The following is a 26,341-nucleotide window of genomic DNA, read 5'->3' on the forward strand; positions in this document are numbered from 1 at the left end:
GTTTGAGGGATGGAGCTGCTTCTGACAGCCTAGTCGCGCGCCGATGCAAAATCACTGCGCGCTACAGGCAGGGACCGACTGACTGTCACTGATCGGAGACCGAGCCTCATCGCCAGGCTCCCGCTTTCACAATTTTTGATTGAAGATTCCCGGTCTCAGAAACTATGAACTGAGCGGCTCGTAGTCTCAGACGTTGTGACCCAGCGATCTCAAGAATTCTGAACCGCGCTTGAAAAAGCCGTTTCGTTTCAGCCGGGGGCTTTGTCGTTACATATGACGCGGACCACAGGAGGCGCGGCCTACTGGCCGCGTCCGCCCGCGATGAAGGCCTGGATGGTCGGGAAGGCCGCCGTCTGGGGCCGCATGTCCTCGCAGGCGAAGGATTTGATCGCGCCATAGATGCCGCCGGCCGGCGTTGCCTCCCACGGCGTATCCTCGGAATAGCGATCGGTTTCCGCCCCATCCGCGCCATAGGTCACCGTCGCGCCCGAACGCGATTGGCCGTCCGAACACCGCACCATGACCTCCTCGGTCTCATGGCTGAGATTGGTCGCCTCGCCGCGCGCGGGCACCCGCGCCATCCGCGTCGTCGCCACGCCATCCACCGGCGTCAGCGCATCGACATCCACCAGATAGACGGTGGCGTCGCTGCGTGAAAACGCAGCCCAGCTTTCGGCCGCCGATGGCGATGCGATCGCCGCCGTCGCCAGGATCGCCGCCATTCCGATTGTTCTGATCATCCTCTTCCCTCCCCAGGCAAGACGATCATTTCATACCCGCGCGAGCGAGAATTCAATCTCTCCCGAAGGCTCCGGAAGCGTTTTCGATCAGGGCCGATCGCGAGACCCAGGGCCTCGATCTCTGCGGTCGTCAGCTTCTTTGCGATGCGCACGCGGCACGGTTGAGGTCCCGTCGCCGGGCTGAGCAAGGCGGCCTGATCGCCGGGACACAGCCGGCTGGATCCGGCGACAGGTTCCAGCGCGATCGACAGGGCGAGGGTCATGTCGCGACAGAAGGGGGTTTCGATCTGGAACACCCCCGCGTCGGCTGTGCGAACATACAGGGTCTGGTCGTTCGGCGCGGTGAAGTTGCGCACCAGATTGGGCCGGAAGCACTGGCCGGCGTCGGCGCGGCTGGCCGTCGTCACGCCCGGCGACGGCGCACAGGCCGACAGTACGAGGAGAGCAGCCGACGACAGAATTAGGCGATGCATAGTCAACTCCTGAACAAGCCCCCGCTTCATCCTGCGCGCGTCGGCGAGGACGATGCAAGGGCGTCCGTCAGAACCGCAGACCGACGGGCCGACACGCGCGCCGCCAGATCGCGCGGCAGGGGCGAGGGCTGATCAAGGACGAGGGCGGCGATATGCTCGCCCAGCAAGGGCGCGACGCAGAAGCCACGCGACCCCAGACCACCGAGCACATAGAGACCGTCATCAAGAGCGCCCGCCACGGGCAGGCGATCCGGCGTCGTGGCGCGGACTGCAGCCCGATGCTGCACCGACCCGGCCGCCGTGATGCGCTTGGCCAACGCTGGCAGGCGCGCTTCCAAGGTCGCCAGATTTCGCGCGCTGTCGGCCTCGCGCGCCGCCGCAGAGGTGTCGCCCCGATCATGGGTCGCGCCGAACAACACGCCTTGGCCCGTCGGAACCGCATAGCCGCCCCAGGCCATGGGGTGGATGGTCACGTCCCCGTCGATCCAGTCCGCCTGCCCCCGCACGGGCGACAGGCGCGGCGTCTGGTCGAACCCGTCCATCAGGGCGGCCGATCCCCAGCCGGCGGCGAGAACCACCGCATCGACCTCGCCCAGCACCGCGTCGGCTTCGCTGATCAGCCGCCAGCGGCCGTCGGCGCGCTCCAGCCGTGTCACGCGCTCAGAGCGCATCTCCGCGTCCGAAAGCCAGTTCGAGAGCACCGCCGCAGGGCGCAGCGCGAATGCCCCCTTCATCAGCAGACCGCCCTGCCCCGTTGCTTCGCCGGCGACCGCTGACGCCGCTCCTTCATCCAGCACCCCCATGTCATCGGCATTCCAGATCGGTTGGCGAGCGATTTTTTCAAACCGGGCCGCATCGCGCGGCGCTTGGGGCAGTTGCAGCACGCTGTGGCCCGATACGGCGTCCGGGATCGAGGCATACAGATGTGCCGCCCGCTCCAGCGCCTGGGCGTGCAGGGCGGCGATGCCGTGATCGCCGGCATCCAGACGTGGTGTGACCAAGGCCGCCCGAAAGCCAGAGCCGCCCGCGCCGGGACGCTCACCCTCGAACACCACAGCCCGGACGCCCTGCGCCTTCAGGGCCCGCACCACCGATGCGCCGGCGATACCCGCGCCGATCACGGCGACGCGGGGCGGCGGCGACGGTTCGAAAGCCGAGGGCAGATGAGCCTCAAGCCGCTCGCGCTTGCGGCCATGGCCGGGGCGCTTCTCGACGACGAAACCCTGCTCGGCCAGGCCCCGCCGCACGGCTCCGGCGACGGTGAAGGTGGCCAGGCGCGCGCCCGGCGCCGAGCGCTTGGCGATCAAGGCCATCACTTCGGGCGACCACATGCCCGGGTTCAGCGCAGGCGAGAAACCGTCCAGGAACCAGGCGTCCGCCGATCCCGACCACTGCTCCAGCGCCCAGGCCGCATCGCCCACCGCCAGGTCCAGCACGGCGTCGAAGCCCGGCAGGTCCACCCGGTGAAAGCCCGGCGTCGAGGCCGGCCAGTTTGCGATCAGGACCTCGGTCGCTTCCGTCAGTTCGGGCCAGGCGCCCAGCGCCCGCGCCGCTTCCGCCGCCGTCAGCGGAAACCCCTCGATAGAGAAGATGTGCAGCCGCCCGCCCTCGGGCCGCGTCCGTCGCCACAGATCCAGCAGGGCGGCGATGTTCAACCCTGTGCCGAACCCCAGCTCGGCCACCGTGAAATGATCCCGCCCCATCCAGGCGTCCGGCAGGCCGCAACCTTCCAGAAACACCGCCCGCGTTTCGGCCAGGCCGTCGTCTCGGGAGAAATAGACGTCGCCGAACCGGCCGGATCGCGGCTCGCCCTCTTCGGTCCAGGTCAGCAGGGGCGAGGCGTCGTCATCAGGCGTCATCGCGCGGCTCTAGCACCTTCGTCGCCGACATGAAAAAGGCCGCTCCCGTTGGAGCGGCCTCTTCGGGTTTAGGTTTCGACGCGGCCTAGTGGGCGGCCGCCGGACCGTGCGCCGGCTCGGCCGGCGCGACAGGCCCGGGCGCTGCGGCGGAGGCGTCGGCGCCCTGCATCGTCGTGGCCGCCTGGGCGGCGGTGTCTTCCTGAATGGCCTGATTGGCCGCCGCTTCGGCGTCCTTGGCGGCCTGATCGACCGTCAAAGCGGCTTCTTCAGCACTGCCGGCGGCCTCGACCGCATCGGTGGCCGGCGCTTCGGCCTTTTCTTCCGGGGCCTTGCTGCAGGCGGCCAGGACCAGGAGCGCAGCGGATGCGGCGACGAGGGCTTTGATACGCATGAAGATGTCTCCGAAGCTTGCGAGACCGGAACGTCTCTTGGCGCAAACGATAGGGCCGCCGCGCGCAGCAGGGCAAGTTAAGATCAGGAAAGTCGGGATCAGTCGGCGGTGATGCTGTTCAGCGCCTCTTCCATCTCGCCGAACGACGGCTGCGCCGACGACGGGATGTCGCCCCGGCCGATCTCGACCGAAATCTGGGCGGCGTTGCCGTGCAGGTGGGCGACCAGCACCGACTGAATGATCTTATAGTAGGCCGCTTCCTCGTTGATGATCGCCGTCAGGCGCGCCGCGAACGGACCGACCAGACCATAGGCCAAGAACACGCCCATGAAGGTGCCGACCAGGGCGCCGCCGATCATGCCGCCCAGAACCTCGGGCGGCTCGGTGATCGAACCCATGGTCTTGATGACCCCCAGCACGGCCGCGACGATGCCCAGAGCAGGCAGGCCGTCGGCCAGGTTCTGAAGCGCGTGGGCGTTTTCCAGATGCTCGTGGTGATGCTTTTCGAGCTGCTTTTCCATCGCATCCTCGACCTGGTGCGGATCCTCCAGGTTCATCGTCATCATCCGCAGGGTGTCGCAGATGAAGTCGACGGCGAAATGGTCCTTCAGCACCTTGGGATACTTCTGGAAGATGGTCGATTCCTTGGGCTTTTCGATATGGCTTTCCAGCGCCACCACGCCCTTGGACTTCATCGTCTTGGTCAGCTGGAACAGCAGCGACAGCAGGTCCTTATAGTCCTGCTTCTTCCACTTCGGCCCGGCGAAGGTCTTGCCCAGCCCCGCCATGGACCCCTTGATCACCGGCAGGGAGTTGGAGATCAGGAACGCGGCGATGCCCGCCCCGCCGATGGCCATCAGCTCGTGCGGCGCGGCGTGCAGGATCACTTCGAACTTGCCGCCCGAAATGGCGTAGCTGCCGAAGACGAGGCCGAACAGCAGCACGATGCCGATGATCTGGAACATGGGGGCGAACAATCCTGACGCGAGAGGTCGGGACTATCGCCATTAATCATTAAGACGGCGTTTCGCGAACGCCGCCTTCCCAGTCGTTACAGACGCGTTTCGCCCTTCAGAATGGCGTTGCGACCGGCCGCCGTCAGCTTCTGATAGCCCGTCGCCCCGCCCCGCACGTAGAGAGCGGCGCCGGTCTTGGACGGATCGAACCCGTCGACCACCAGATCGGCCTTGCGATATTTGAAGGTGCCGGTCGTCTCGGCCGACTTGATCAGCCGCACGAACACCGGCTGGGCATAGGCAGGGAGCTTTGCCTCGACATGGTCGGAGAAGGCCTGGGCGTCGAACTTGCCCTGCACAACCAGGGCCGCCATCCCGGCCTTGCCGTCCTGGGCCGGAACGGGCACGCCATAGACGATGGCCTCGGTGACGCCCGGCGCGTCCATCAGCACCTGTTCGACCTCTGAGGTCGAGACGTTCTCGCCCTTCCAGCGGAAGGTGTCGCCCATCCGATCGACGAAGTAGAAATAGCCTTCCTTGTCCTGCTTCATGAGGTCGCCGGTGCGGAACCAGCGGTCGCCCTTCTTGAACACATCGGTCAGGATCTTCTTCTGCGAGGCGGCCTTGTCGGCATAGCCCGAGAAGTCGTGGCGGATGTCGTTGCCGATCAGGCCGATGGCCTCGCCGACCTCGCCGACGCGCGCCAGGCGACACAGGCCGTCCGAGCCGCGGATGGGCTGTTCGCTCTCCACGTCAAATTCGACCAGGCGAATATTGATCTGCGACTTCAGGAAGCTCGGCACCCGACCGATCGCGCCCTGTTTGCCGTCGAAGTTGAACAGCGAGACATTGCCTTCGGTCGAGCCGTAGAACTCCAGGATGTCAGGAATCTTGAACCGGCTCTGGAAGTCCGGCCAGACATCCGCGCGCAGCCCGTTGCCGAACGCCAGACGCAGCTTGTGCTTGGTCTCGTCCTCGTGCGGCGGGCAGTTGACCAGATAGCGGCACAGCTCGCCGATATAGACGAACATGGTCGCGCCCGACGAGCGCACGTCGGGCCAGAAGGTGCTGGCCGAGAACTTCTTGCGGATTACCAGCCGCGCGCCGTTCAGCAACGCCGCGCCCACGCCGACCAAGCCGCCGGTCGAGTGATACAGCGGCAGGACGTTGAAGATCCGGTCCTCGGGCGTCGAACGCGTGGCGCCGGCGAAGGCGCGCATATAGGTCCGGGCGCGCGAATGCGGGATGCGCGCCGCCTTGGGCAGACCGGTCGTACCGGAGGTGTAGATATAAAGGGCGGTGTCGCGGTTGGTCAGGCCTTCGCGCGCCGACTTGGACGGCCGCACCGAGGACCCGCCGCGCACGGGCTTGTCCAGTCCGCGACGGTCGCTGGTTTCCAGATCGTCGGTCAGGCCAAGAACCCAGAGCGCCAGGTTGTGGTCGACCAGAGGCCGCGCCTCCTCGATCTGACGCCAGCAATCCTCATCCGCGACGACGTTGAAGGCCTTGGAGATGGCCAGACAGTGGGCCAGCCCCTGCCCGTTCAGATTGGTGTTGATCAGGGCGGTGGCGATGCCGACCTTGGAGAAGCCGATCCACGCCGCCAGATACTCGATCCGGTTGGTCATCATCAGGGCGATGGTGTCGCTGCGACGCAGGCCCCGGTTCTTGGCCCAGTGGGCGAAGCGGTTGGCCATGGCGTCCAGGTCGCGATAGGTTAGGGTGCGCTGACCGTCGTCGATGGCGATGTTGTCGGCGAACTTGTCGACGGCTTCTTCGAAGTCGTCACACAGCAGGACGTCGCTGTCCAACTCGATCGGCTTGATGCGTTTCAACAGACGGAACAGGCCGCGCGCGAACCGGACATCCCTACGGATATTGGCTACAAAACCCATGCGCGCCGTACTCCGGTCAATGCGTGTTCGCTCCCGTCCGGTGATGGACGAAGGCGGCCTGTCGGGTCAACCGTAGGGTCCGCAATCCGTCGCGAACCCGACGAATTGCCGTCCGGCCGTGATCCATTTGTTCGGTTGACGCGGCGGAAATCCAGAGCGCCGCCCTGCTTTTTATTGCCGCATTGACGGCAAATGCGGCGGACGCGCGCACGGTCTTCGCCGCATTCCGGGCGGAAACGGTGTTTCTTCGGGGCTTTTGCCCTTTACGCGGAACGGCGTTGCGGGACGGCGGGTTGGTTGATCGACGTTACGGAGGACAGAAATAATGTCTATGACCTATGCCAACGCCAATACCGAAGCCCGCGCTGAGGACACGACCTTCGTCCCGCGCTACGCCCGCACGACCAAGTCCAGGAAGTCCGTGAAGACCTGGATGATCCTTGCCCCGATCGGCGCGGTGGTGCTGCTGGGCAGCGGCGTCGCCATGATGATGGGCGGCGAACAGGCCGCTCCGGCCCAGCCCGCCGAGACCGCTGCACCGGCCATGCAGACCGCGCCCGCCGCGATGACGGCCGCGCAGGCGCCGGTCACGCCCGACCCAACCGAGGTCGCGCCCACGCCGGCTGCGGCTCCGACGCCGGCTGCTGCGCCTGCGCCGGTCGCTCGCCGCGCCGAACCCGTGGCCCGTCGCGCTGCGCCTGCCGTCGAACGGCCCGCCGCCGCCCGTGTTGAGACGCCGGCTACGCCTGCGGGTCCGCAACCGTACACCGCTCCGGCCGCTTCGACGTCGGGCACGAGCCGGTTGAACGCCGCGCCGGCCGCCTCGACCCCGGCTCCGGTCGTGACCACGCCCGCCGTTCCGGCGATCACGGTCCAGCCGCTGAACTGATCTCAGCAGAATAATGGAAAGCCCCGGTTTCGGCCGGGGCTTTTTCTATGATCGCGGTTCAAGCGCCGCTGACGCGCCAGATGACATTGCCCACGTCATCGGCGACCAGCAGCGCGCCTTGCCGGTCGATCTGCACCCCGACGGGCCGGCCCTGAGCCTGACCCTGGGCGTTCAGAAATCCAGTCAGAACATCCTGCGGCGGCCCGGCGGGACGCCCATCGACGAACGGCACGAAGATCACCTTGTAGCCGCTGCGCACGCTGCGATTCCACGACCCGTGCTGGCCGACGAAAACGCCCGAGCGGAGGGCTGGCGGCAACAGGCTCGCGCCTTGTCCGAACGTCAGCCCAAGCGACGCCGTGTGCGCCCCTAGGGCGTAGTCCGGTCGGATCGCGCGCGCGACCATTGCCGGATTGGCGGGTGGGCGCGTATCGACCGTCTGGCCGTAATAGCTCCACGGCCAGCCGTAAAAGGCGCCCGGCGTCACCGAGGTCATATAGTCTGGCACCAGATCGTCGCCGATCTCATCACGCTCGTTGACCGCCACCCACAGCTGGCCGGTCTGCGGGTTCCAGTCCATGCCGACCGGATTGCGCAGGCCCGAAGCATAGACCTGCCGCGCGCCCGTGGCCGGATCGATCTCCAGTATGGCGGCGCGATCGACTTCCTCATCCAGGCCGTTTTCGCCGACGTTGGAGTTGGAGCCGACCCCGACATAAAGCCGCCGGCCGTCCGGGCTGGCGACCAGGCTCTTGGTCCAGTGGTGATTGCGGCCGGCGGGCAGGACTGTGATCTTTATCGCCGCAGCGTCGATGCGCGTCTGGCCGCTCCGATACGGGAAGGCCACCACCGCATCGGCATTGGCGACGTACAGCCGGTCGCCGACCAGAGCCATGCCGAAGGGCGAGTTCAGGCCGGTCAGGAAATCGGTCCTGATCTCCGCTGCGCCATCGCCGTCCGCATCCCGCAGCAAGACGATCTTGTTGGGGCTCGGGACGCCGGCGCCGGCCTTGGCCATGACCTTGCCCATCACCCAGCCACGCAGACCGCCCTTCTTGTCTTCGGGCTTGGGCGGCGCATTCGACTCCGCGACCAGAATGTCGCCGTTGGGCAGGCGATAGAGCCAGCGCGGGTGATCCAGGCCTGTCGCGAACGCCTGTACGCGCAAACCCGCCGCCGCGACCGGCGTCGCGCCTTCGGGCCAGCTCGACGCCGGGGCGATATTGACGGTCGGCAACAAGCCCTGACGCGGCGCCGGCAGTTGCGGGTCCGGCCCAAACCCCGCCGCGACGGGCAAGGCTGTCCCGCCCGCGCAGGCCCCCAGACCGATCACTGTCGCGAGCAGTGTCGAGGCGAACAGAACCGTCCGGGAAGAGCGCATGGCCTTTGATCCTTACCGCGCCGGTTGGGCCGGGAACTCCAGTCGACTGACGTCGTATCCGAGGGCCCGCGCCCGTTCGGTCAAGGCACGCACCTGCTGCTCGCTGGGCAGATCGCGCGTGTAGATGAACAGGCGATTGAAGGTCGGATCAGCCGAGATGAACCAACTGTAGTCGTCCGCCCGATCCAGCACCCAATAGTCCCAGGTCACGAACCCGGCCAGATATCTCACCCTGAGTTTTGCGTTGGTGCCCGGATCGAGGATTTCGCCCCGCCCGCCGATGGCCTTTTCCTTGCCGTCCGGCGTGCCGACCTGACAGGTGTCGCGCACGTCGACCCGCGTGCCCTCGACCGGCGTATAGATCGACGCGCCGGCGACGCAGCCGTCGGTCAGCCGATCCGGCAGGCGCGCGATCTCGTGCCAGCGCCCGGACCACAGACGCTGCACATCCACCGGCTTGGCCGGCTGCGGCGCGCGATATTCGGACGGGGACGGTGCGGTCACGCATCCCGCCAGCGCGATCGCGGCGGCGGCGGATGCGGCGTAGGATTTCAGGCTGGACATGGGCGTTTCCGTTTTGATGCCATAAGCCGCTTTCCGCGACCCTGGTTCCTCTACGTCACAACGCTGTTCTTGGACCTCTTGCCCGTCAGGTCGGAAATCTCACAGGACGTGGCAGTATCAATCGCTTGTCTTACGTCGCACATTGGCGTTGTCACCTCCGCTCGACGGAGACCCTCGGTGGATACTGCCATTCTGACTGCGAACCCAACCCTGTCCGCGCCGCGCCTGACGCACCTTCAGCGCCTGGAGGCCGAAAGCATCCACATCCTGCGCGAGGTGGCGGCCGAGGCCGAGCGCCCGGTCATGCTCTATTCGATCGGCAAGGATTCAGCCGTCATGCTGCATCTGGCGAAGAAGGCCTTCTATCCGTCCAGGCCGCCCTTTCCGCTTCTCCACGTCGACACGACGTGGAAGTTCCGCGCCATGTACGCGCTGCGCGAACAGGCCGCCGCCGATCTGGGCGTCGAACTGCTGGTCCACCAGAACCCCGACGCCATCGCACGCGGAATCAACCCCTTCGATCACGGCTCGGCCCTGCACACGGACCTGTGGAAGACCGAAGGTCTGAAACAGGCTCTGAACCATTACGGCTTCGACGCGGCCTTCGGCGGCGCCCGTCGCGACGAGGAGAAATCGCGCGCCAAGGAGCGCATCTTCTCCTTCCGCACCACCGAACACCGTTGGGACCCCAAGAACCAGCGGCCCGAACTCTGGCGGCTCTACAACACGCGCAAAAAGCCCGGTGAGAGCATCCGCGTCTTCCCGATCTCAAACTGGACCGAGCTGGACGTCTGGCAATACATCCACCTGGAGCGGATCCCCATCGTGCCGCTGTATCTGGCCGCCGAACGGCCGGTGGTGGAGCGGGACGGCGCCCTGATCATGGTCGATGACGACCGGTTCCGGCTGCGCCCCGGCGAGACGCCGAAGATGAAGTCCGTCCGTTTCCGCACCCTGGGCTGCTACCCCCTGACCGGGGCGGTCGAGAGTACGGCCGCGACCCTGTCCGAGGTCATTCAGGAAATGCTTCTGACCACCACATCCGAGCGGCAGGGCCGGATGATCGACCACGACCAATCCGCCTCGATGGAGAAGAAGAAGCAGGAGGGCTATTTCTGATGGCTCACCAGTCCGACCTGATCGCGCGCGACATCGACGCCTATCTGGACGCCCACCGACACAAGAGCCTGCTGCGCTTCATCACCTGCGGCAGCGTGGACGACGGCAAGTCCACCCTGATCGGGCGGCTGCTCTACGATTCCAAGATGATCTTCGAGGATCAGATGGCGGCGCTGGAGGCGGACAGTCGCCGCGTCGGCACCCAGGGCGGCGACATCGACTTCGCCCTGCTGGTCGACGGCCTGGCGGCCGAGCGGGAACAGGGCATCACCATCGACGTCGCCTATCGCTTCTTCTCGACCGAAACGCGCAAATTAATCGTCGCCGATACGCCGGGTCACGAGCAGTACACCCGCAACATGGTCACCGGCGCCTCGACCGCCGACGCCGCCGTCATCCTGATCGACGCCCGGCGCGGTGTGCTGACCCAGACCCGCCGCCACGCCTATCTGGTCAGCCTGCTGGGCATCCGCCACGTCATCCTGGCGGTGAACAAGATGGACCTCATGGGCTGGTCCCAGGCTGTGTTCGACTCCATCGTCGCCGACTTCCGCGTCTTCGCCGGTCAGATCGGGCTGAAGACGTTCGACGCCATTCCGATGTCGGCCCTGCGCGGCGACAACATCACCGAACCCAGCGCTCATTCGCCGTGGTACGCCGGGCCGCCGCTGATGACCCTGCTGGAAACGCTGGAGGTCGGGGACGCTCTTCAGGCCGACCCCTTCCGCCTGCCGGTGCAGTGGGTCAACCGGCCCAATCTCGACTTCCGCGGCTTCTCCGGCCAGATCGCCGCCGGGACCGTGCGGCCGGGCGATCCGGTGCGCGTCCTGCCGTCCGGCAAGACCTCGACCGTGGCCCGCATTGTCACCGCCGACGGCGACTTGAGCTTGGCCGTGGCCGGCCAGTCGATCACCCTGACCCTGGCCGACGAGATCGATGTTTCGCGCGGCGATGTCCTTGCCAGCGCCGACGCCCCGCCCGAGGCGGCCGACCAGTTCGAGGCCACGGTGGTCTGGATGGACGACGAACCCCTGCTGCCGGGCCGGCCTTACCTGCTCAAGATCGGCGCCAAACTGGTGGGCGCCACGATCACCGAGCCCAAGCACAAGGTGAACGTCAACACCCTGGAGCAGCAGCCGGCCAAGCGGCTGGAGCTGAACGAGATCGGCGTCTGCAACCTGTCGCTGGACGCCCCCGTCGCCTTCGCCTCCCATGCCCAGAACAAGGATCTGGGCGGCTTCATCCTGATCGACCGGATCTCGAACCGCACGGTCGGGGCGGGTTTGCTGCACTTCGCCCTGCGCCGCGCCCACAACATCCATTGGCAGGCTTTGTCGGTCGACAAGGACGCGCGCGCCACGATCAAGAACCAGACGGGCCGAGTCGTCTGGCTGACCGGCCTGTCCGGCGCCGGCAAGTCGACCATCGCCGATCTGGTGGAAAAGCGGCTGCACGCCGACGGTCGCCACACCTATTTGCTGGACGGCGACAATGTCCGCCACGGCCTGAACCGCGACCTGGGCTTTACGGAGGAGGACCGGGTCGAGAACATCCGCCGCGTCGCCGAGGTGTCGAAACTGATGGTGGACGCGGGCCTGATCGTCCTGGTCAGCTTCATCTCGCCCTTCCGCGCCGAGCGCCGTCTGGCCCGCGACCTGCTGGGCGAGGGCGAGTTCGTCGAGGTCCACGTCGACACGCCCCTGGCGGTGGCCGAGGCCCGCGACGTCAAAGGCCTGTACAAGAAGGCCCGCGCGGGAGAGCTCAAAAACTTCACCGGCATCGACAGCCCCTATGAAGCGCCCGAACACCCCGAGATCGTCGTGGACACCACCACCATGTCGCCCGAGGACGCCGCCGAGCGCATCGTCGCCTGGCTGGACGGGGGCTTCTCGACCGAGGACTTCGCCATCTAGGTTCGGAACCTTGACCGTTCGCCGGACGCTCTAGGACGCGATGACCAATCCGATCCAGAAGCTGGGCCTCGACACTATCGAGCGGTCGCAGATCGCCCGCATCGCCGGGATCAATCTGACGCTGGGCGGTCTGGTCAGCGCGGGCGTGATCCTCCTGATCGCCTTCGCCGCCCACTGGCTGGTGACGCGGTCGCTGCGCCGGGTGCGCGAGCGCTCGGACCGCAGTCGTCAAGCGATCTATCTGCTGGAGCGTCTGGCCGGCTATGGCATCATCGTCGTGGGGATCATGTCGGCCCTGTCGGCGGCGGGGCTGAACCTGTCGTCCCTGACCGTCTTCGCCGGCGCGCTGGGCATCGGCGTGGGTCTCGGGCTGCAGGGCGTGGTCAAGGAGTTCGTCTCCGGCCTGTTCCTGATCTTCGACCGGATGGTGTCGGTCGGCGATTATATCGAGATCGAGGACATCGGCATTCGCGGCGCCATCATGGAGATCGGCCCTCGCGCCACCCGTGTCCGCACCAATGACAACGTCAATGTGCTGGTGCCCAACTCGCGCTTCATCGAACAGCCCGTGACCAACTGGACGATGAAGGGCGACACCCGTCGCATCCATGTGCCCTTCACCGTCGGCTATGGGTCGGAACGGGGACAGGTGCGCGATGCGGTTCTGGCCGCCGCCCGCGCCAGCCCCTTCACCCTGCCGGAGACGGAGGCCCGCAAAAGCCAGGTCTGGCTGGTGGCCTTCGGCGATCGGGGCCTGTCGTTCGAACTGGTGGTCTGGCCGACGCGCGACGCCGTCAAACGCCCGGCGGCCATGCACGCCGCCTACACCTGGCTGATCGCCGACGCCCTGGACGCAGCGGGCGTGGAGGTGCCGGTGCCCCAGACCGATCTTCGCCTGCGCACCGCCTTCGGCCTGGACGGCGAGGAGGCCTTGAAGCGCCTCGGCTACGGCGTCGGGTCACCGCCGCGACCGACCGGCCCGCAAAGTCCCGCCCGAACCGCCAACGACGCCGCCGACGACGTCATGGCCGACGACGAGGCCGAGACGCCGGAACCGCCCGCTCCGCCCAAGGCGCGTCAGACGGACTGAGCCGCCTTGGCCTTCGACCGCCAGGCATGCAGCAACGGCTCGGTATAACCGTTCGGCTGCTCGACGCCTTCGAACACCAGCGCCCGCGCCGCCTGATAGGCCAGACTGTTATCCGGGTCCGTCGCCATCGGCCGATACAGCGGATCGCCCGCATTCTGCCCATCCACCTTGGCCGCCATGCGCTGGAAGGCCGCCTCAACCTGATCGGCCGTGCAGACCCCGTGCAGCAGCCAGTTGGCGATATGCTGCGAACTGATCCGCAGCGTCGCCCGGTCCTCCATCAGGCCGATGTCGTGGATGTCCGGCACCTTGGAACACCCCACCCCCTGATCGATCCAGCGCACGACATAGCCCAGTATGCCCTGGGCGTTGTTGTCCAACTCGGCCGCCACATCGTCCCCGGACCAGTTGACGCCGTTCGCCAAGGGCGGGGTCAGCAAGGCCTCCAGCCCCGGCGTGTCGCGCCCGGCCACATTCTTCTGGACCGTGAAGACATCGACCGCATGATAGTGCAGCGCATGCAGCGTCGCCGCCGTCGGCGAGGGCGTCCAGGCGGTGTTCGCGCCCGTCTTCGGGTGGCCGATCTTCTGCTCCAGCATGTCCGCCATCCGGTCCGGCGCCGCCCACATCCCCTTGCCGATCTGGGCCTTGCCGGACAGGCCGCATTTCAGGCCGATGGCGACGTTCCTCGCCTCATAGGCCGCGATCCAGGCGCTGGACTTGATGTCCGCCTTTCGGACAACCGGCCCGGCCTGCATGGCCGTATGGATCTCGTCGCCGGTGCGGTCCAAAAAGCCGGTATTGATGAAGACGATCCGGTCCTTCACTGCCTGGATGCAGGCCGCCAGATTGGCTGAGGTCCGCCGTTCCTCGTCCATCACCCCGACCTTGATCGCATGACGTGGCAGGGCCAGCAGATCCTCGACCGCATCGAACAGCCGGTCGGTGAAGGCGGCCTCTTCCGGCCCGTGCATCTTGGGTTTGACGATATAGACAGAGCCCGTCGCGCTATTGCCGAACCCGCCCAGACCCTTGATGTCATACAGCGCGATCAGGCTGGTCACGATCGCGTCCAGGATCCCCTCGGGCGCCTCCGACCCGTCAGCCAGACGAATGGCAGGGGTCGTCATCAGATGCCCGACATTGCGCACGAACAGCAGGCTGCGGCCCTTCAGGATCACCGACGACCCGTCCGGCGTGGTCCACTGGCGATCCGGCTCCAGAGCGCGGGTCAGGGTCTCGCCGCCCTTGTTGAACGTCGCCGACAGATCGCCGCGCATCAGACCCAGCCAGTTGCGATAGGCCTCGGCCTTGTCCGCCGCATCGACGGCGGCGACGGAATCCTCCAGATCGACGATGGTCGACAGGGCCGATTCCAGCACCACGTCCGCCAGCCCCGCCGCATCGCTGCGCCCCACCGGATGGCTGCGGTCGATCACCAGTTCGATGTGCAGCCCGTTGTTGACCAGCAGGATCGAAGACGGCGCCGTCGTCTCGCCGGTAAAACCGACGAACTGTCCTGCATCCCTCAACGCGGGCGACAGTGCGCCATCAATTACCGACCAGCCGGCGACATCCGTATGCGAACCCTCCGCCAGGGGCGCCGCCTCGTCCAAAAAAGCCTTGGCCCGCGCGACGACCCGCGCGCCGCGCGCTGCGTCATAGCCGCCGCCGGCCGGCAGGTCGCCCAACGCATCGGTGCCGTAAAACGCATCATACAGGCTGCCCCACCGCGCATTGGCGGCGTTCAGCAGGAAGCGGGCGTTCAGCACTGGCACGACCAGCTGCGGGCCGGCCATGCGCGCGATCTCGGCGTCCACGCCTTCGGTCCCGATCGTGAACGGCGCCGGCTCCTCGACCAGATAGCCGATCTCTTTCAGGAAGGCCTGCGACGCCGCCACATCATACGGCTGGCCCCGCCGCGCCCGATGCCAGTCGTCAATCTGGGCCTGCAAGGCGTCGCGTCGCGCCAGCAGCGCACGGTTCTCGGGCACGAACCGCTCGAAGATCGCCGCCGCCCCGCTCCAGAAGGCCGTCGCATCAAGCCCCAGCCCTGGCAGTACATCCTGCTCGATCAGGGCGATCAGTTCGCCCGCGACCTTCAGCCCGGCGCGATCTTCATGGGTCGTCATGACGGCCTCTCTCCGGCGCGACGCCGGCCTGTAACAATGCGTGATCAGGTAAGCCGAGGCCGCACACTGGCGCAAGGGTCACGTCGCGTCATCGCCGTCGCTTTTCGTCCACGGCGACAGCCGGCTGGTCACAAACGCTTAACCGCGTCCGTGAACGGGACTGCAAGCGACGGCGCCTATTGTGAGCTTACGGACGAACTCGCGTCCGGTCAGTCGAGCGTCTCGCCCATGCTGTTTCTTCTGAACGATGTCGTGTTCGACCTGGACGAGGCCTGCCCGGTCACGCCCGCCGACGCGCGCCGGTTCGAGAAGCTGGGTCTGGACTATCTGCTGGAACTGGGTTGCGAACTGTTCGCCGAGGACCCGCTGCTTCACCGCAACGATCCCGAACGCGCCCGTCGCCTAGCCTGGCTGATCGCCGAGCGCAGCCCGGACGTGAACGCCGCCCTGTTCGCGGCGCCGGCACCCGCCTGCAATCCCGACCTGGTCGAGCCGCGTTTCTGCACCCTGCCCGAACAGGTGATGCGCCAGCTTCAGGCCAAGGGCCGTCGCCTCGACGCCGTCTCTGCCGACCGCGCCGTTTGGAACCGCCTGGCCGCCTAATCGCGGCCTGAAACGCCGTCAGAAGACGGCGTTGAACACCACATGGACCAGCGTCGCCACGGCTACGATAAAGCCGAAGCCGACGACCAGCCCCACCGCCGGATGCAGCGGCGCCCGCTCACGCGGCGCATGGGCGATACGGTCTTGAGGATGGATGACAGCCATCGTCCTTGTCCTTTCCCTATTATCCCGGATCGATCCGGGAGGGGAGCGTCGGACTCTGACGGCCTGATCGTCTCCTCCAGAACCGAGCATGACTCCGATAGCCCTTCGTGGCGAGGGGTTATTTTACGTGGACCAATCGGCTGGACGTCGGCGCGTGGAAGTTGCACCTTCGCCCTCACGGGATGTTCGGGACTGATTGTATGAGTTCGAAGCTGGTAACCTGCGCCATTTCGGCGGTGGGATCGATTGTGTTTGCCGCAATGGCTCAGCCAGCACGGGCGGACTGGCTGCGGGCCGAAAGCGAACGCTTCATCGTCTATAGCGACGGCGGCGAGCGCGCCCTGCGCGATTACGTCCAAAAACTCGAGATTTTCGATCGTGTCATGCAGGTCCGACACGGCGGCTCGATCTCGGATGAGCCGCAGCGCAAAATGCCGATCTATCTCGTCGGCGGTCGCCGAGGCCTGACGCGTGTGCACCCGCAGAGCGGTGAAAACACGATGGGCACCTACTTCCCGACGGAAGAGGATATCTTTGCGGTCGCCATCAGAGGCGACGGCGACGGCGGGATGTCGGGCGACGACATCCTGATGCACGAATACGCCCACCACTTCATGCTGGGCAACTTCCCCGGATCCTACCCGGCGTGGTTCGTCGAAGGCTTTGCCGAATACTACATGACCGCAGACATCGACGTCCGAGATCGGAAAGTTCAGCTGGGCCAGTTCAACCAGAACCGCGCCTACTGGATTATGGCGGAAACCTGGATCCCGCTTGATGTCCTGCTGACCAAGCGTCCGGGTGAAGTTCGATCCGAGAGTCAGAAAGCGACCTACTATCCGATCGCCTGGCTGCTGACCCACTGGTTCATCAGCGATCCTGCGCGCCTGGAGCAGTTGGAAGACTATCTGAAGCGCGTTTCGGGCGGTGAGGACTCCGTAGCTGCGATGGAGGCTTCCACTGGCATGTCGCTTCGTGACCTTCAGGTCGCGCTTCGACGCTACACCCGTGGTCGCCTGATGGGCAGAACGCTCAGCGGCCAGTTCCCAACGGCCGACATCGTCGTCACGCGACTGTCGCCCGCCGCCGATGATCTCCTGCTCATCAATCAACGGCTCAAGATCGGCGTCCCTGACGAAGATCGCCAGGCCTTGGGCCAAGAGGTCGCCAGGCTGGCGGCCCGGCATGGCGACGATCCTTTGGCCTTGCTCGCAGCCGGCCATGCCGGTCTCCATTTCGGCGATCGCGCCGCTGGCGAACGTGCGCTTCAACGCCTGCTGGAAATCAATCCGAACCATGTCGAAGCCCTGCAGTTCCTGGCGCAGGAGCGGCTCAAACAAGCGCGCGAGGCCGAAGACGACGACCAGGCTCAGGCGCTGCGCTTCCAGGCGCGCGGCTATCTCTCTCGCGCCTATGCAGCCGGTCAGAACGACTACCGCACCCTTATGCTGATGTCCGAACTCCGTCGGACCCAGCCCGGCTATCCTAACGAAAACGATTTGCTGACCCTGGGCCTGGCGCTGGATCGCGCCCCTCAACTGGCGGCGGTGCGCTTCCCCTATGCGGACGCCCTGGTGAAAACCGGCAAGCCGGAAGAGGCGATCGCGGTGCTGAAACCGGTGGCTAACAATCCGCACGGCGGCGCCGCTTCCATCTTCGCAAGCGGCATGATCGCCGCCATCGAAAAGGGCCAGGCCTTGCCGGAGATCACGCAAGACGCCGAAGCGCCTCAGATCAGCGAGCCGGAGCCGGAAACCCCTCCGCAAACACCCTCTGAATCCGCCCCATCTCCCGCCAACGAGTGACTTTCGGCGCGCGGCAGGGTAGTCGCGCGCCATGTCTTCCTTGACCCTGCCTGAAGAAGCGGCGCGCCGCCGGACCTTCGCCATCATCGCCCACCCGGATGCGGGCAAGACGACCCTGACCGAGCACATTCTGTTGGCCGGCGGCGCCATTCGTGCGGCCGGCGCCGTGCGGGCGCGCGGGGAGAACCGCCGCACGCGTTCGGACTGGATGAAGATCGAGAAGGAGCGGGGCATCTCGGTCAGCGCCTCGGTCATGACGTTCGAGCACGACGGCAAGATGTTCAACCTGCTCGATACGCCCGGGCACGAGGACTTCTCCGAAGACACCTATCGCACCCTGACCGCCGCCGACTGCGCCATCATGGTGCTGGACGCCGCCAAGGGGATCGAGCCGCAGACGCTGAAGCTGTTCGAGGTCTGCCGCCTGCGCGACATCCCGATCATCACCTTCATCAACAAGCTGGACCGCGAGGCCCAGGACCCGATGGCTCTGCTGGACGACATCGCGTCACGCCTTCAGCTGGACCCCGCCCCGATCTGGTGGCCGGCCGAGAGCGGCAATCGCCTGCGCGGCATGGTCGAGGTCGGGACCGGCCGGTTCCAGCCCTACACCCGCAAGGCCGCCGGTTCGGCCGAGGATCCCGAACACCCCCCCGCCCTGCCGCTGGACCAGGCGGCGCAGTATTTCGAGGCGGGCGAACAAGACAACCTGGCCGAGGCCGTCGAACTGGTCGAGGGCGGCTATCCGGCCTTTGACCGCCAGGCCTTCTTGGAAGGTCACATGACGCCGGTGCTGTGGGGATCGGCGCTTCGTCACTTCGGCATCGACGAACTGCTGAAGGCCATCGGCGACTGGGCCCCGGCGCCCAAGGTCATGAAGGCCAAAAAGGAATCCCCACCCGAGACCCGCAACGCCCCCGCCCCTGTCGAGACCGAGGTCGAGCCGGGTTCGAACGAGGTCACCGGCTTCGTGTTCAAGGTCCAGGCGAACATGGACCCCAACCACCGCGACCGGATCGCGATGTTCCGTATGGCGTCGGGCGCCTTCAAGCGCGGCATGAAGCTGAAGGTGCAGAACACCGGCAAGTCGCTGTCGGTCAATGCGCCGATCATGTTCTTCGCTTCGGATCGGGAACTGGCCGACGACGCCTTCGCCGGCGACGTGATCGGCATTCCGAACCACGGCGTGCTGCGCGTCGGCGACAGCCTGTCGGAGAGCGGCGTGGTCCGTTTCGCCGGCCTGCCGAACTTTGCGCCGGAAATCCTGCAACGGGTTCGCGTGAAGGATCCCCTGAAGGCCAAACACCTGAAGAAGGCGCTGGAAGGTCTGGCCGAGGAAGGCGTGACCCAGCTGTTCCGTCCCGAAATCGGCTCGGACTTCATCGTCGGCGCCGTGGGCCAGCTGCAGTTCGAAGTCATGGCCGACCGCCTGGGCGAGGAGTACGGCCTGGACGTCGTCTTCGAACCCTCCCCCTATGCCGAAGCGCGCTGGATCGCTCCAGGCGCGGAGGGCTCCGACGCGGACGTCGAGGACTTCAGCGGCAAATACCGCCCCCAGATGGCGCGCGACATCGATCAGGCCCCGGTCTTCCTGGCCAAGTCGAGCTGGGAGACCGGCTATGTCGGCGAACGCTTCCCCAAGATCGCCTTCACCAAGACGAAGGAGCGCGGCTAAGGCCGGGCGCCGCTAACGACTTCCTTTGGTCACGTAGCTGAGCCATTCTGAGGTCATGTCGACGCTTCTCGCCCTAGCCAGCACCGTCTTTATGCTGCAGGCCGCCCCTTCCGTGGGGCTGGTTTCGTATGAGGAGGCGGTGCGTTGTGCGGGCCTGACCCAGGCCGCGTCCGAGCTTGAAGGCGGCGAGAGCGCCCAGGGGCGTCGGCTGTATGACGCCGCGCTCTATTGGTCCCTGGCGGCCATGCAGGCCGCGACGGCGGCGGGCAAGACGGCGCCGGCCGCGGAGGCCGATCAGACCCGCGCGCGCATCACCGCGGTGCGTCAGCTCAACGCCGAGGCGCCCGAGGCCCGCGCCAATCTGCAACGCTGCCAGCAGAAGACGCCGAAACTCGACTAGGTCGTCGGCTTAAGGCCAAGCCGAACCGCATTCCCGGCGCTGCGTTTGCATTGGACGCCGCAGGTGACGCAGTCTGCGTCCCGAAGCGGGATAACCGAGGTCCAGCATGTTCGAATTCGGCCGTGATCTTCGAAAACTCTTCGCCCAGGCGCGAGAGAGCGAAGACCTGGGCTGGGTCGAACTGATCGGCGCGGATCTGCTGCGCGCCGAGGCGAGACGCGAGGCCACGGACGCCGGACGCGTCTCCTGCGCTCGTCCCTTCGAGACCGAGAACCGCGCCTGCGCCCTGTGGCGCGAACACGCCCGGCGCACCGGCGCCGCCGACAGTCTGGACCGGGCCGAACGCTGCGCCGACAGCTTGGCGCGTTCAGCCGTGGGCGAGGATCAGATCGCGCGGGCCGCCATGGCCAAGGCGGCGGTGCTGATGCTGCGCTTTGATCTGTGCGGCGACCCCGGCCGTCTGGACCGCGCGGCGACGACCCTTGCGGCGGTCGGGCAGCCGCGCAGCCGACGCATCGCGGTCGGCATGGCCGCGCTTCACGCCCGGCTCACGGTCCGCACCGCCCGGCTGAGCGGCGACATCGCCCGCCTTCATCAGGCGGCTGTCTTGATGGATGAGGCGGTGCGCAGAGACGACGCCGAGGACATGGATCTGCGTATGGATCGCGCGGCCCTGTCGCTGGAAATGGGCGTGGTGCAGCGCGACGTGCATCTTCTGGATCAGGCCGGCCGCGACTTGGGCGCCCTGGTCGAGGCCGCATCCCCTGACCATCGCCCCCTGACCCGCGCCCGCGCCCTCGCTCTGTGCGGCGCTGGCCTGTCAGCCCTAGCCGCCATTGCGGGGCATGACGAGGCCCGCAACCAGGGGCGGATCATGTTCGACGCCGCCGCCGATCAGTTCACGCCGGATCACAGCCCGCTGGACTGGGCCGCGATCCAGGTGCTGCGTGTCGGCGACGACGCCCAGCCGCTGATGCTGTTGACCCAGGCGGAAGCCCTGACGCAGGGCGGCGAACTGATCATCGGCGCCCTGGCGCGCGAGCGGCGCATCACGCGTGAGGTGGCCTTGGCAGAGGCGGTCAAGAACCTGACCGCCCTGATGACGCTGGAGACCCGGTTGCGGGCGCGCATGGCGACGGCGACGCCGCTCGACTGGGCCGCCGATCAGATCGGTATGGCCGAGATCATGCTGGCGCGGCATCGGCTGGGCGGCGTCGTCCCGACCGATCTGGGGCTGATCCTGGGCGAGGCGGCGATGACGGCCCGGGAAATGGGCGTCGACGCCCTTGCCGATCGCGCCGAGGCGCTTCTGAGGGCCTAGACCTCAGCCGCCCATGGCGACGAAGGCCCCGTTCAGGAACCGCGTCTTTCCATAGGCCATCCGCTGCCCGTCATCGGCCAGAACCCGCCCGCCGGCGGCTTCCAGCACCGCCTGGCCCGCTGCGGTGTCCCATTCCGAGGTCGGACCGGTGCGCGGATAGGCGTCAAACCGCCCCTCGGCGATCAGGCAGAACTTCAGCGACGAATCCGTCCCCTGCCAGCGCGAGCAGCCGTGACGGGCGGCCAGACGCGTCGCCTCTTCGTCGGTGACGCTGTGGCTCAGCAGGGCCATGCCTTCCTGCGGCCGGTCGCGCACCCGGATCGGACGCCAGTCCTCGCCCGAATGCGCCTCGCCGGCCTGAAGGGCGCCGAACTGACGCCGGAAGGCGCCGCCCTCGGGCTTGTCGGTGCGCCAGGTCGTCGCCGTCGCCGGCGCCGTCACCACGCCCGCGACCGGATAGCCGTCATGGATCAGGGCGATATTGACGGTGAAGGCCTCGCCGCCGCGCACGAAGCCGCGCGTGCCGTCCAGCGGATCGATCAGCCAGAACCAGTCCTCGGCGGTTTCAGGCGCGCCATCGGCCGACACGGCCTCCTCCGCCACCGTCTGCACGCCCGGATACAGGGCCGCCAACCGTTCCAGGATCAGAGCCTCAGCCGCCCGGTCCGCTTGCGTCACCGGGCTGTCGTCGGACTTGGTCTCGACCGCCGTGCCTGCGCGCCAATAGGGCAGGATCAGCCGCGCGGCCTCCTCTGCGATCTCGGCGATGGCCAGGGACAGCGCGCCGGACGTCAGATCGCGCTCAAGAGCAGGTGTGGAAGAGGTCGTCATTGGCGGGTCGATAGACCATCCGGGCGGTTCCATGAACCGGCAAATCACTCCAACTTCGCGCGCGACACGAACTGTGACCTGAGCGCGCCAGACCTATGACCCCGACCCACGACGCAGACGCCGCTCCGCTGGACCTTCCCGTCGATGGGACGGAGCTGGCGACCTACATCGCGGCCAAGCTGTGCCATGACTTTATCAGCCCGTCAGGCGCCATCGTTTCCGGCCTGGACCTGATGCAGGATCCGACGGCCCAGGACATGCGCGACGACGCCCTGGCCCTGATCGAACAGAGCGCGCGCAAGATGGTCGCCCTGGTGCATTTCGCCCGTGTCGCCTTCGGCGCCGCCACCACCAGCGAACGGTTCACAGCCCGCGAGATCGAAGGCCTGGTGTCAGGCATGGTCCAGGGCGGCCGCGCCTCGCTGGACTGGCGCATCGCCGACGGCGAGTTCACCAAGCCCCAGGCCCGCGCCCTGACCAACCTCGCCTATCTGACCGTCGGCGCCCTGCCGATGGGCGGCGTCGCCACCATTCAGTCGCGGGTGGAAGACGGCCTGCTCTATCTGGAAGGCTTCGCCGAGGGCGCTCGCGCCCGGCTGAAGCCCGAGGCCGTCACGGGTCTAGCCGGCGAACGTCTGGTCGAGGGCCTGGCCGGCCAATGGATCCAGCCCTACTGGCTGTGGCTGACCGTGAACGAGGCCGGCGGCGCTCTACGCGTCAAGGTTGAAGACGGAAAGGTCGCACTGGTCGCGCGAATGCCCGCCTGAGGCGTTTCCAAACGACTCATTAACTGGCGTTTGAGATAAAAACAGTCCATGCGCCACGGGCGAAAGCCGTCGTGTCATTGAGGGATCGACCTTGGACTTCCGAACCTGCCTGATCGTCGACGACAGCCGCATCATCCGCAAGGTTGCGCGTCGCATCGTCGAGGGCCTGGGCTATGAGGTCGATGAGGCGGCGGACGGCTCCGAAGCCCTGGCCTATTGCACCGGCGCCATGCCCGACGTCCTGCTGGTGGACTGGAACATGCCCGTGATGGACGGCATCACCTTCCTGCGTCGCCTGCGCGCCATGCCGGGCGGCAAGCAACCCAAGGTGCTGTTCTGCACGATCGAGACCCGCCCCGAGCGGATCGCCGAAGCCCTGGCCGCCGGCGCCGACGACTATGTGATGAAGCCGTTCGACGGCGAAATCCTGCAGTCCAAGCTGACGGAGGTCGGAGCGATCGCCGCATGACGCCTGAGGACTTCGACAAGCTGCAGTCCCTTCTCGCCACCCGCGCCGGCTATCGGCTGTCGCGGGATCGGATCCACCTGGCCGAACACCGGCTGGGTCCGATCGCGCGGCGCGAGGGCTACGCCAATGTCGAGGCTCTGCTGACGAACCTGTGGGCCAATCCGGTCGCCTCGCTGGCCTGGTCGGTGATCGAGGCCCTGCTGAACGCCGAGACCTGGTTCCGTCGCGACCGCACCCCTTTCCGCATTCTCGAAACCGAACTGCTGCCGGCCCTGTCCAAGGCGCGGCCCGACGGACGGATCAAGATCTGGTCGGCCGGCTGCTCGACCGGCCAGGAGGCCTGGTCCATCGCCATGACGGCCAGGGAGATCGGCGTCGATGTCGATCTGGTCGCCACCGACCTGTCGCAGCGCGCGATCGAGAAGGCGCGCTCGGGCCTCTACACCGGCTTCGAGATCCAGCGCGGGCTCACGGCCAAGACCATGCTGCGCTGGTTCGAACCGCGGGAAGACCAGTGGATCGTCAAGGCCGAACTGGCCGACGCCGTGCGTTTCGGTCGCGCCAATCTGCTGGACGAACCGACCGATGACGCCCGTTTCGACGTGATCTTCTGCCGAAACGTCATGACAGATATGGACCCGTCGCGTCGGGCGCGTCTTCTCGACGGACTGGAACGCCGCCTGGTCGATGACGGCTGCCTGCTTCTGGGCGCGGACGAAAGTCTGGAAGGCGAGACGGTCGCCTTCCGCGCTGTGAACGGCCGCCGGGGCCTTTATGTCAAGGCGCCGTCCGCGCTTCGCCGCGCCGCCTGACCCCGCCCTTCATGCGGGCGATCAGCCCGCGTGCAACTCCTGCTTCACCCGCTCCGCCAGCGTCTTGATGTCCAGCGGCTTGGGCAGGAAGGACACGCCCGTCTCGTCCTGTAGCAGGTCCGAGAAGTCGCTTTCGGCATAGCCCGAAATGAACATGACCGGCGCGTCGCCCAGATATTTGCGCGCCTTCTTCAGCAAGGACGGCCCGTCCAGCCCCGGCATGATGACGTCGGAGATCATCATGTCGATCTGGCCCGCGTGTTCCTCGGCCAGCAGCAGGGCCTCCTCGCCGTCGGCGGCCTCGATCACCTCATAGCCGCGCTGACGCAGCAGCCGGGCGGCGATGCCGCGCACGGCGTCCTCGTCCTCGACGAACAGGATGCGGCCAGCGCCCGACAGGTCGCGCGGGGCCTTGGCCTTGACCTCGACCGGCTGAACCTCGGCCAGCTCCGCCTCGCCCGCCGCCGGCAGGAAGATGCGGAAGGCGGCTCCAGCCCCCTCGATATTGCTGACGGTGATATGGCCGCCCGCCTGCTGCACGATGCCATAGACGGTGGCCAGGCCCATGCCGGTGCCCTCGTTCACCGCCTTGGTGGTGAAGAAGGGTTCGAAGATCTTGTCCGCCAGTTCGGGCGGCACGCCGGGTCCGGTGTCCGACACCTCGATCAGGGCCACCTCGTCCGTCGGCGCATCGACCCAACCCAGGGCCCGCGCCTCGTCGCCCGTCAGGCGGCGCGTGGCGATGGTGACGACGCCGGCGCCCGGCTCGACCACGCCGCGCATGGCGTCGCGCGCATTGACGGCAAGGTTCATCACCGCCGTCTCCAGCTGAGACTTGTCGGCCAGCACGACCGGCAGGTCGCGTCCGTAGTCGGTTTCCAGCCGCACGTCCTCGCGCAGCAGCCGCCGCAGCAGGATGGCGAACTCGCCGACCAGTTCGCCCAGGTCCAGCCGCTCGCGCCGGACCGTCGACTTGCGCGAGAAGGCCAGCAGTTTGCGCACCAGATCGGCCGCGCGAATGGCCGTCTGACGGATCTCGTTCAGCCCCTCGTACGAAGGATCGCCCACTGGGTGCCGTTCCAGCAGACCCGACAGCTGAAGCTGGATCGCCGTCAGCAGATTGTTGAAGTCGTGCGCCACGCCCCCGGCCAGCTGGCCCACGGCCTGCATCTTCTGGGCCTGGTTGAGCTGCAGCTCCATCGACTTCTGACCCGAGACGTCGAACAGCCAGATGCGCCGCTTGTCGCCCTCGGGCGCCACGTACAGATGCAGCATCTTGTCGGGATAGGCCCGCGCGACCAGTTCGATAGGGCCCGACGATCCGCCCGCCAGCTTCAGCCGAGCCTCGGCGATGCCGCCCGGATCGAACAGATGCCCGAAGGCCGCATCGCGCGCCGCCCCCGGTCCGGTCAGAACCGCCAGCGCCGGATTGGCCTCTTCAGCCCGGCCTGAAAACAGGTCGTCGCCGGCGATGACGGCCGAGCCGAACGGCGCCCCGGCGGCCATGGCGCGCGCCTCGCCGGTCGCCGCGGCGGCGGGCGTGTGAACGGGCGCGGCGGCGATGGGCAGGACGGCGTCCGGCGCAGCGCGCATCAGGAACCGTCCCTCGCCCGTCTTTCCATCGCCGATCTGGCCGATGACGACCTCGACCTCGCGCTGTCCGATCATGACGATGGCGCGGCCCGGCTCGCCTTTGCGCGCCTGGGCGAAGGCCATGTAGAGCGCCTGGGCCGACTTGCCGCGCGGCAGGGCGCCGGTCGCCCCATTGGCCTCGGACCAGGCGGCGTTGAAGGCCAGGATCTGCCCTGAATCCCACACCAGCGCCGCCGGTTCGGCCATGGCGTCCAGCACCTCGATGGCCGCGTCGCTGCTCGGCTTGGCGTCCGCCGCCCGGCGGAAGCCGAACAGACCGATCAGGGCGATCGCGCCCACGGTCAGAATCAGCACAAGTCCCGGCGCCGAGGTCGGGTTGGCGCGAAACGCCGGGTAGGCCAGGGCCGCGATCGCCGCCACGACGCCGAACGCCATCACGCCGGACAACAGGTCGAACGAAGGGCGGCGGGTGGACGTCATACAGCCTCGCGAATCAGT

24 protein-coding genes are annotated in these 26,341 nt (G+C 67.0%); 12 read left to right on the forward strand and 12 right to left on the reverse strand.

Going from position 1 to position 26,341, the window contains the following annotated elements:
- Positions 1-299 precede the first annotated feature (299 nt).
- The 6 genes from BLR19_RS10035 to BLR19_RS10060 form a co-directional block, all read right to left on the reverse strand.
- Positions 300-740: a hypothetical protein gene (locus BLR19_RS10035; protein ID WP_091750285.1), complete on the reverse strand. Its 441-nt coding sequence runs from the start codon at positions 738-740 to the stop codon at positions 300-302.
- Complete coding sequence (locus BLR19_RS10040) at positions 737-1,213, reverse strand: DUF6491 family protein (RefSeq protein WP_143007361.1); 477 nt, start codon at positions 1,211-1,213, stop codon at positions 737-739. Before BLR19_RS10040 ends, BLR19_RS10035 begins: the two co-directional genes overlap by 4 nt.
- Before the next feature lie 26 nt (positions 1,214-1,239).
- A complete protein-coding gene (gene mnmC / locus BLR19_RS10045; protein ID WP_091750290.1) occupies positions 1,240-3,072 on the reverse strand; it encodes an FAD-dependent 5-carboxymethylaminomethyl-2-thiouridine(34) oxidoreductase MnmC1 in 1,833 nt (610 codons plus the stop codon).
- 85 nt (positions 3,073-3,157) lie between these two features.
- Complete coding sequence (locus BLR19_RS10050) at positions 3,158-3,463, reverse strand: hypothetical protein (RefSeq protein ID WP_091750293.1); 306 nt, start codon at positions 3,461-3,463, stop codon at positions 3,158-3,160.
- Positions 3,464-3,561: 98 nt separating this feature from the next.
- Entirely contained in the window at positions 3,562-4,428 is an 867-nt protein-coding gene (gene motA, locus BLR19_RS10055) for a flagellar motor stator protein MotA (RefSeq protein ID WP_055754172.1), read from the reverse strand.
- A gap of 86 nt (positions 4,429-4,514) precedes the next feature.
- Positions 4,515-6,314, reverse strand: coding sequence for a long-chain-acyl-CoA synthetase (locus tag BLR19_RS10060; protein WP_091750296.1), 1,800 nt, complete (start codon positions 6,312-6,314; stop codon positions 4,515-4,517).
- 325 nt (positions 6,315-6,639) lie between these two features.
- Here BLR19_RS10060 and BLR19_RS10065 point away from each other — a divergent pair, with 325 nt between their 5' ends.
- Complete coding sequence (locus BLR19_RS10065; protein ID WP_143007362.1) at positions 6,640-7,203, forward strand: hypothetical protein; 564 nt, start codon at positions 6,640-6,642, stop codon at positions 7,201-7,203.
- Positions 7,204-7,261: 58 nt separating this feature from the next.
- Here BLR19_RS10065 and BLR19_RS10070 read toward each other — a convergent pair whose 3' ends face one another.
- A complete protein-coding gene (locus BLR19_RS10070; protein WP_091750305.1) occupies positions 7,262-8,584 on the reverse strand; it encodes a PQQ-dependent sugar dehydrogenase in 1,323 nt (440 codons plus the stop codon).
- A gap of 12 nt (positions 8,585-8,596) precedes the next feature.
- Positions 8,597-9,148, reverse strand: a complete 552-nt coding sequence (locus BLR19_RS10075) for a lipocalin family protein (RefSeq protein ID WP_091750308.1) — start codon at positions 9,146-9,148, stop codon at positions 8,597-8,599.
- Between the two features lie 177 nt (positions 9,149-9,325).
- Between BLR19_RS10075 and cysD the strand changes: the two genes are divergently transcribed.
- The 3 genes from cysD to BLR19_RS10090 are packed head-to-tail and all read left to right on the forward strand — an operon-like array spanning position 9,326 to position 13,270.
- The gene (gene cysD, locus BLR19_RS10080; RefSeq protein ID WP_176758325.1) at positions 9,326-10,267 is read left to right on the forward strand and encodes a sulfate adenylyltransferase subunit CysD; all 942 of its coding nucleotides are present in this window, start codon (positions 9,326-9,328) and stop codon (positions 10,265-10,267) included.
- Positions 10,267-12,180: a sulfate adenylyltransferase subunit CysN gene (gene cysN, locus BLR19_RS10085; protein WP_091750312.1), complete on the forward strand. Its 1,914-nt coding sequence runs from the start codon at positions 10,267-10,269 to the stop codon at positions 12,178-12,180. Before cysD ends, cysN begins: the two co-directional genes overlap by 1 nt.
- Positions 12,181-12,220: 40 nt before the next feature.
- Positions 12,221-13,270 (forward strand): mechanosensitive ion channel family protein, encoded by a 1,050-nt coding sequence (locus BLR19_RS10090; RefSeq protein ID WP_091750314.1) that lies wholly within the window; start codon positions 12,221-12,223, stop codon positions 13,268-13,270.
- Here BLR19_RS10090 and BLR19_RS10095 read toward each other — a convergent pair.
- Positions 13,258-15,402, reverse strand: coding sequence for a malate synthase G (locus BLR19_RS10095; protein ID WP_091750317.1), 2,145 nt, complete (start codon positions 15,400-15,402; stop codon positions 13,258-13,260). The two genes, BLR19_RS10090 and BLR19_RS10095, sit on opposite strands and share 13 nt — an antisense overlap.
- Before the next feature lie 228 nt (positions 15,403-15,630).
- Between BLR19_RS10095 and BLR19_RS10100 the strand changes: the two genes are divergently transcribed.
- Positions 15,631-16,005 carry a hypothetical protein gene (locus BLR19_RS10100; RefSeq protein ID WP_055753868.1) on the forward strand — a complete coding sequence of 125 codons (375 nt, stop codon included), beginning with the start codon at positions 15,631-15,633 and terminating at the stop codon, positions 16,003-16,005.
- Positions 16,006-16,023: 18 nt separating this feature from the next.
- Here BLR19_RS10100 and BLR19_RS14865 read toward each other — a convergent pair whose 3' ends face one another.
- Positions 16,024-16,170: a hypothetical protein gene (locus BLR19_RS14865; RefSeq protein ID WP_165113816.1), complete on the reverse strand. Its 147-nt coding sequence runs from the start codon at positions 16,168-16,170 to the stop codon at positions 16,024-16,026.
- A 200-nt stretch (positions 16,171-16,370) separates the two neighbouring features.
- Between BLR19_RS14865 and BLR19_RS10105 the strand changes: the two genes are divergently transcribed.
- From BLR19_RS10105 to BLR19_RS10120, 4 genes are all read left to right on the forward strand, one after another.
- Positions 16,371-17,975 (forward strand): hypothetical protein, encoded by a 1,605-nt coding sequence (locus BLR19_RS10105; protein ID WP_218119380.1) that lies wholly within the window; start codon positions 16,371-16,373, stop codon positions 17,973-17,975.
- Positions 17,976-18,006: 31 nt separating this feature from the next.
- Positions 18,007-19,650: a peptide chain release factor 3 gene (locus BLR19_RS10110; RefSeq protein ID WP_066629565.1), complete on the forward strand. Its 1,644-nt coding sequence runs from the start codon at positions 18,007-18,009 to the stop codon at positions 19,648-19,650.
- A gap of 55 nt (positions 19,651-19,705) precedes the next feature.
- Complete coding sequence (locus tag BLR19_RS10115) at positions 19,706-20,050, forward strand: hypothetical protein (RefSeq protein WP_091750323.1); 345 nt, start codon at positions 19,706-19,708, stop codon at positions 20,048-20,050.
- A gap of 106 nt (positions 20,051-20,156) precedes the next feature.
- Complete coding sequence (locus BLR19_RS10120) at positions 20,157-21,371, forward strand: hypothetical protein (protein ID WP_091750326.1); 1,215 nt, start codon at positions 20,157-20,159, stop codon at positions 21,369-21,371.
- Between the two features lie 3 nt (positions 21,372-21,374).
- Here the strand turns inward: BLR19_RS10120 and cysQ are convergent, their stop codons facing one another.
- Positions 21,375-22,202: a 3'(2'),5'-bisphosphate nucleotidase CysQ gene (cysQ, locus tag BLR19_RS10125; RefSeq protein ID WP_017505648.1), complete on the reverse strand. Its 828-nt coding sequence runs from the start codon at positions 22,200-22,202 to the stop codon at positions 21,375-21,377.
- Positions 22,203-22,297: 95 nt separating this feature from the next.
- On the opposite strand from cysQ, the gene chpT reads away from it, so the two are divergent.
- The 3 genes from chpT (at position 22,298) to BLR19_RS10140 (ending at position 24,250) form a co-directional block, all read left to right on the forward strand.
- Positions 22,298-22,969: a histidine phosphotransferase ChpT gene (gene chpT / locus BLR19_RS10130; protein ID WP_091750329.1), complete on the forward strand. Its 672-nt coding sequence runs from the start codon at positions 22,298-22,300 to the stop codon at positions 22,967-22,969.
- 91 nt (positions 22,970-23,060) lie between these two features.
- Positions 23,061-23,438 carry a response regulator gene (locus BLR19_RS10135; protein WP_017505646.1) on the forward strand — a complete coding sequence of 126 codons (378 nt, stop codon included), beginning with the start codon at positions 23,061-23,063 and terminating at the stop codon, positions 23,436-23,438.
- The gene (locus BLR19_RS10140) at positions 23,435-24,250 is read left to right on the forward strand and encodes a CheR family methyltransferase (protein WP_091750332.1); all 816 of its coding nucleotides are present in this window, start codon (positions 23,435-23,437) and stop codon (positions 24,248-24,250) included. The genes BLR19_RS10135 and BLR19_RS10140 overlap by 4 nt, the downstream gene beginning before the upstream one ends.
- A 21-nt stretch (positions 24,251-24,271) precedes the next feature.
- Here BLR19_RS10140 and cckA read toward each other — a convergent pair whose 3' ends face one another.
- Positions 24,272-26,323 (reverse strand): cell cycle histidine kinase CckA, encoded by a 2,052-nt coding sequence (cckA, locus tag BLR19_RS10145; RefSeq protein WP_091750335.1) that lies wholly within the window; start codon positions 26,321-26,323, stop codon positions 24,272-24,274.
- Positions 26,324-26,341 lie beyond the last annotated feature (18 nt).

The organism is Brevundimonas sp. 374 (genome assembly GCF_900102995.1).
GTDB lineage: Bacteria > Pseudomonadota > Alphaproteobacteria > Caulobacterales > Caulobacteraceae > Brevundimonas > Brevundimonas vesicularis_C.

Bases quoted from the DNA above. Each gene is read 5' to 3' on its own strand.
- BLR19_RS10035 (WP_091750285.1), bottom strand. From the start codon at position 740: ATGATCAGAACAATCGGAATGGCGGCGATCCTGGCGACGGCGGCGATC.
- BLR19_RS10040 (WP_143007361.1), bottom strand. From the start codon at position 1,213: ATGCATCGCCTAATTCTGTCGTCGGCTGCTCTCCTCGTACTGTCGGCC.
- mnmC (WP_091750290.1), bottom strand. From the start codon at position 3,072: ATGACGCCTGATGACGACGCCTCGCCCCTGCTGACCTGGACCGAAGAG.
- BLR19_RS10050 (WP_091750293.1), bottom strand. From the start codon at position 3,463: ATGCGTATCAAAGCCCTCGTCGCCGCATCCGCTGCGCTCCTGGTCCTG.
- motA (WP_055754172.1), bottom strand. From the start codon at position 4,428: ATGTTCCAGATCATCGGCATCGTGCTGCTGTTCGGCCTCGTCTTCGGC.
- BLR19_RS10060 (WP_091750296.1), bottom strand. From the start codon at position 6,314: ATGGGTTTTGTAGCCAATATCCGTAGGGATGTCCGGTTCGCGCGCGGC.
- BLR19_RS10065 (WP_143007362.1), top strand. From the start codon at position 6,640: ATGTCTATGACCTATGCCAACGCCAATACCGAAGCCCGCGCTGAGGAC.
- BLR19_RS10070 (WP_091750305.1), bottom strand. From the start codon at position 8,584: ATGCGCTCTTCCCGGACGGTTCTGTTCGCCTCGACACTGCTCGCGACA.
- BLR19_RS10075 (WP_091750308.1), bottom strand. From the start codon at position 9,148: ATGTCCAGCCTGAAATCCTACGCCGCATCCGCCGCCGCCGCGATCGCG.
- cysN (WP_091750312.1), top strand. From the start codon at position 10,267: ATGGCTCACCAGTCCGACCTGATCGCGCGCGACATCGACGCCTATCTG.
- BLR19_RS10090 (WP_091750314.1), top strand. From the start codon at position 12,221: ATGACCAATCCGATCCAGAAGCTGGGCCTCGACACTATCGAGCGGTCG.
- BLR19_RS10095 (WP_091750317.1), bottom strand. From the start codon at position 15,402: ATGACGACCCATGAAGATCGCGCCGGGCTGAAGGTCGCGGGCGAACTG.
- BLR19_RS10100 (WP_055753868.1), top strand. From the start codon at position 15,631: ATGCTGTTTCTTCTGAACGATGTCGTGTTCGACCTGGACGAGGCCTGC.
- BLR19_RS14865 (WP_165113816.1), bottom strand. From the start codon at position 16,170: ATGGCTGTCATCCATCCTCAAGACCGTATCGCCCATGCGCCGCGTGAG.
- BLR19_RS10105 (WP_218119380.1), top strand. From the start codon at position 16,371: ATGAGTTCGAAGCTGGTAACCTGCGCCATTTCGGCGGTGGGATCGATT.
- BLR19_RS10110 (WP_066629565.1), top strand. From the start codon at position 18,007: ATGTCTTCCTTGACCCTGCCTGAAGAAGCGGCGCGCCGCCGGACCTTC.
- BLR19_RS10115 (WP_091750323.1), top strand. From the start codon at position 19,706: ATGTCGACGCTTCTCGCCCTAGCCAGCACCGTCTTTATGCTGCAGGCC.
- BLR19_RS10120 (WP_091750326.1), top strand. From the start codon at position 20,157: ATGTTCGAATTCGGCCGTGATCTTCGAAAACTCTTCGCCCAGGCGCGA.
- cysQ (WP_017505648.1), bottom strand. From the start codon at position 22,202: ATGACGACCTCTTCCACACCTGCTCTTGAGCGCGATCTGACGTCCGGC.
- chpT (WP_091750329.1), top strand. From the start codon at position 22,298: ATGACCCCGACCCACGACGCAGACGCCGCTCCGCTGGACCTTCCCGTC.
- BLR19_RS10140 (WP_091750332.1), top strand. From the start codon at position 23,435: ATGACGCCTGAGGACTTCGACAAGCTGCAGTCCCTTCTCGCCACCCGC.
- cckA (WP_091750335.1), bottom strand. From the start codon at position 26,323: ATGACGTCCACCCGCCGCCCTTCGTTCGACCTGTTGTCCGGCGTGATG.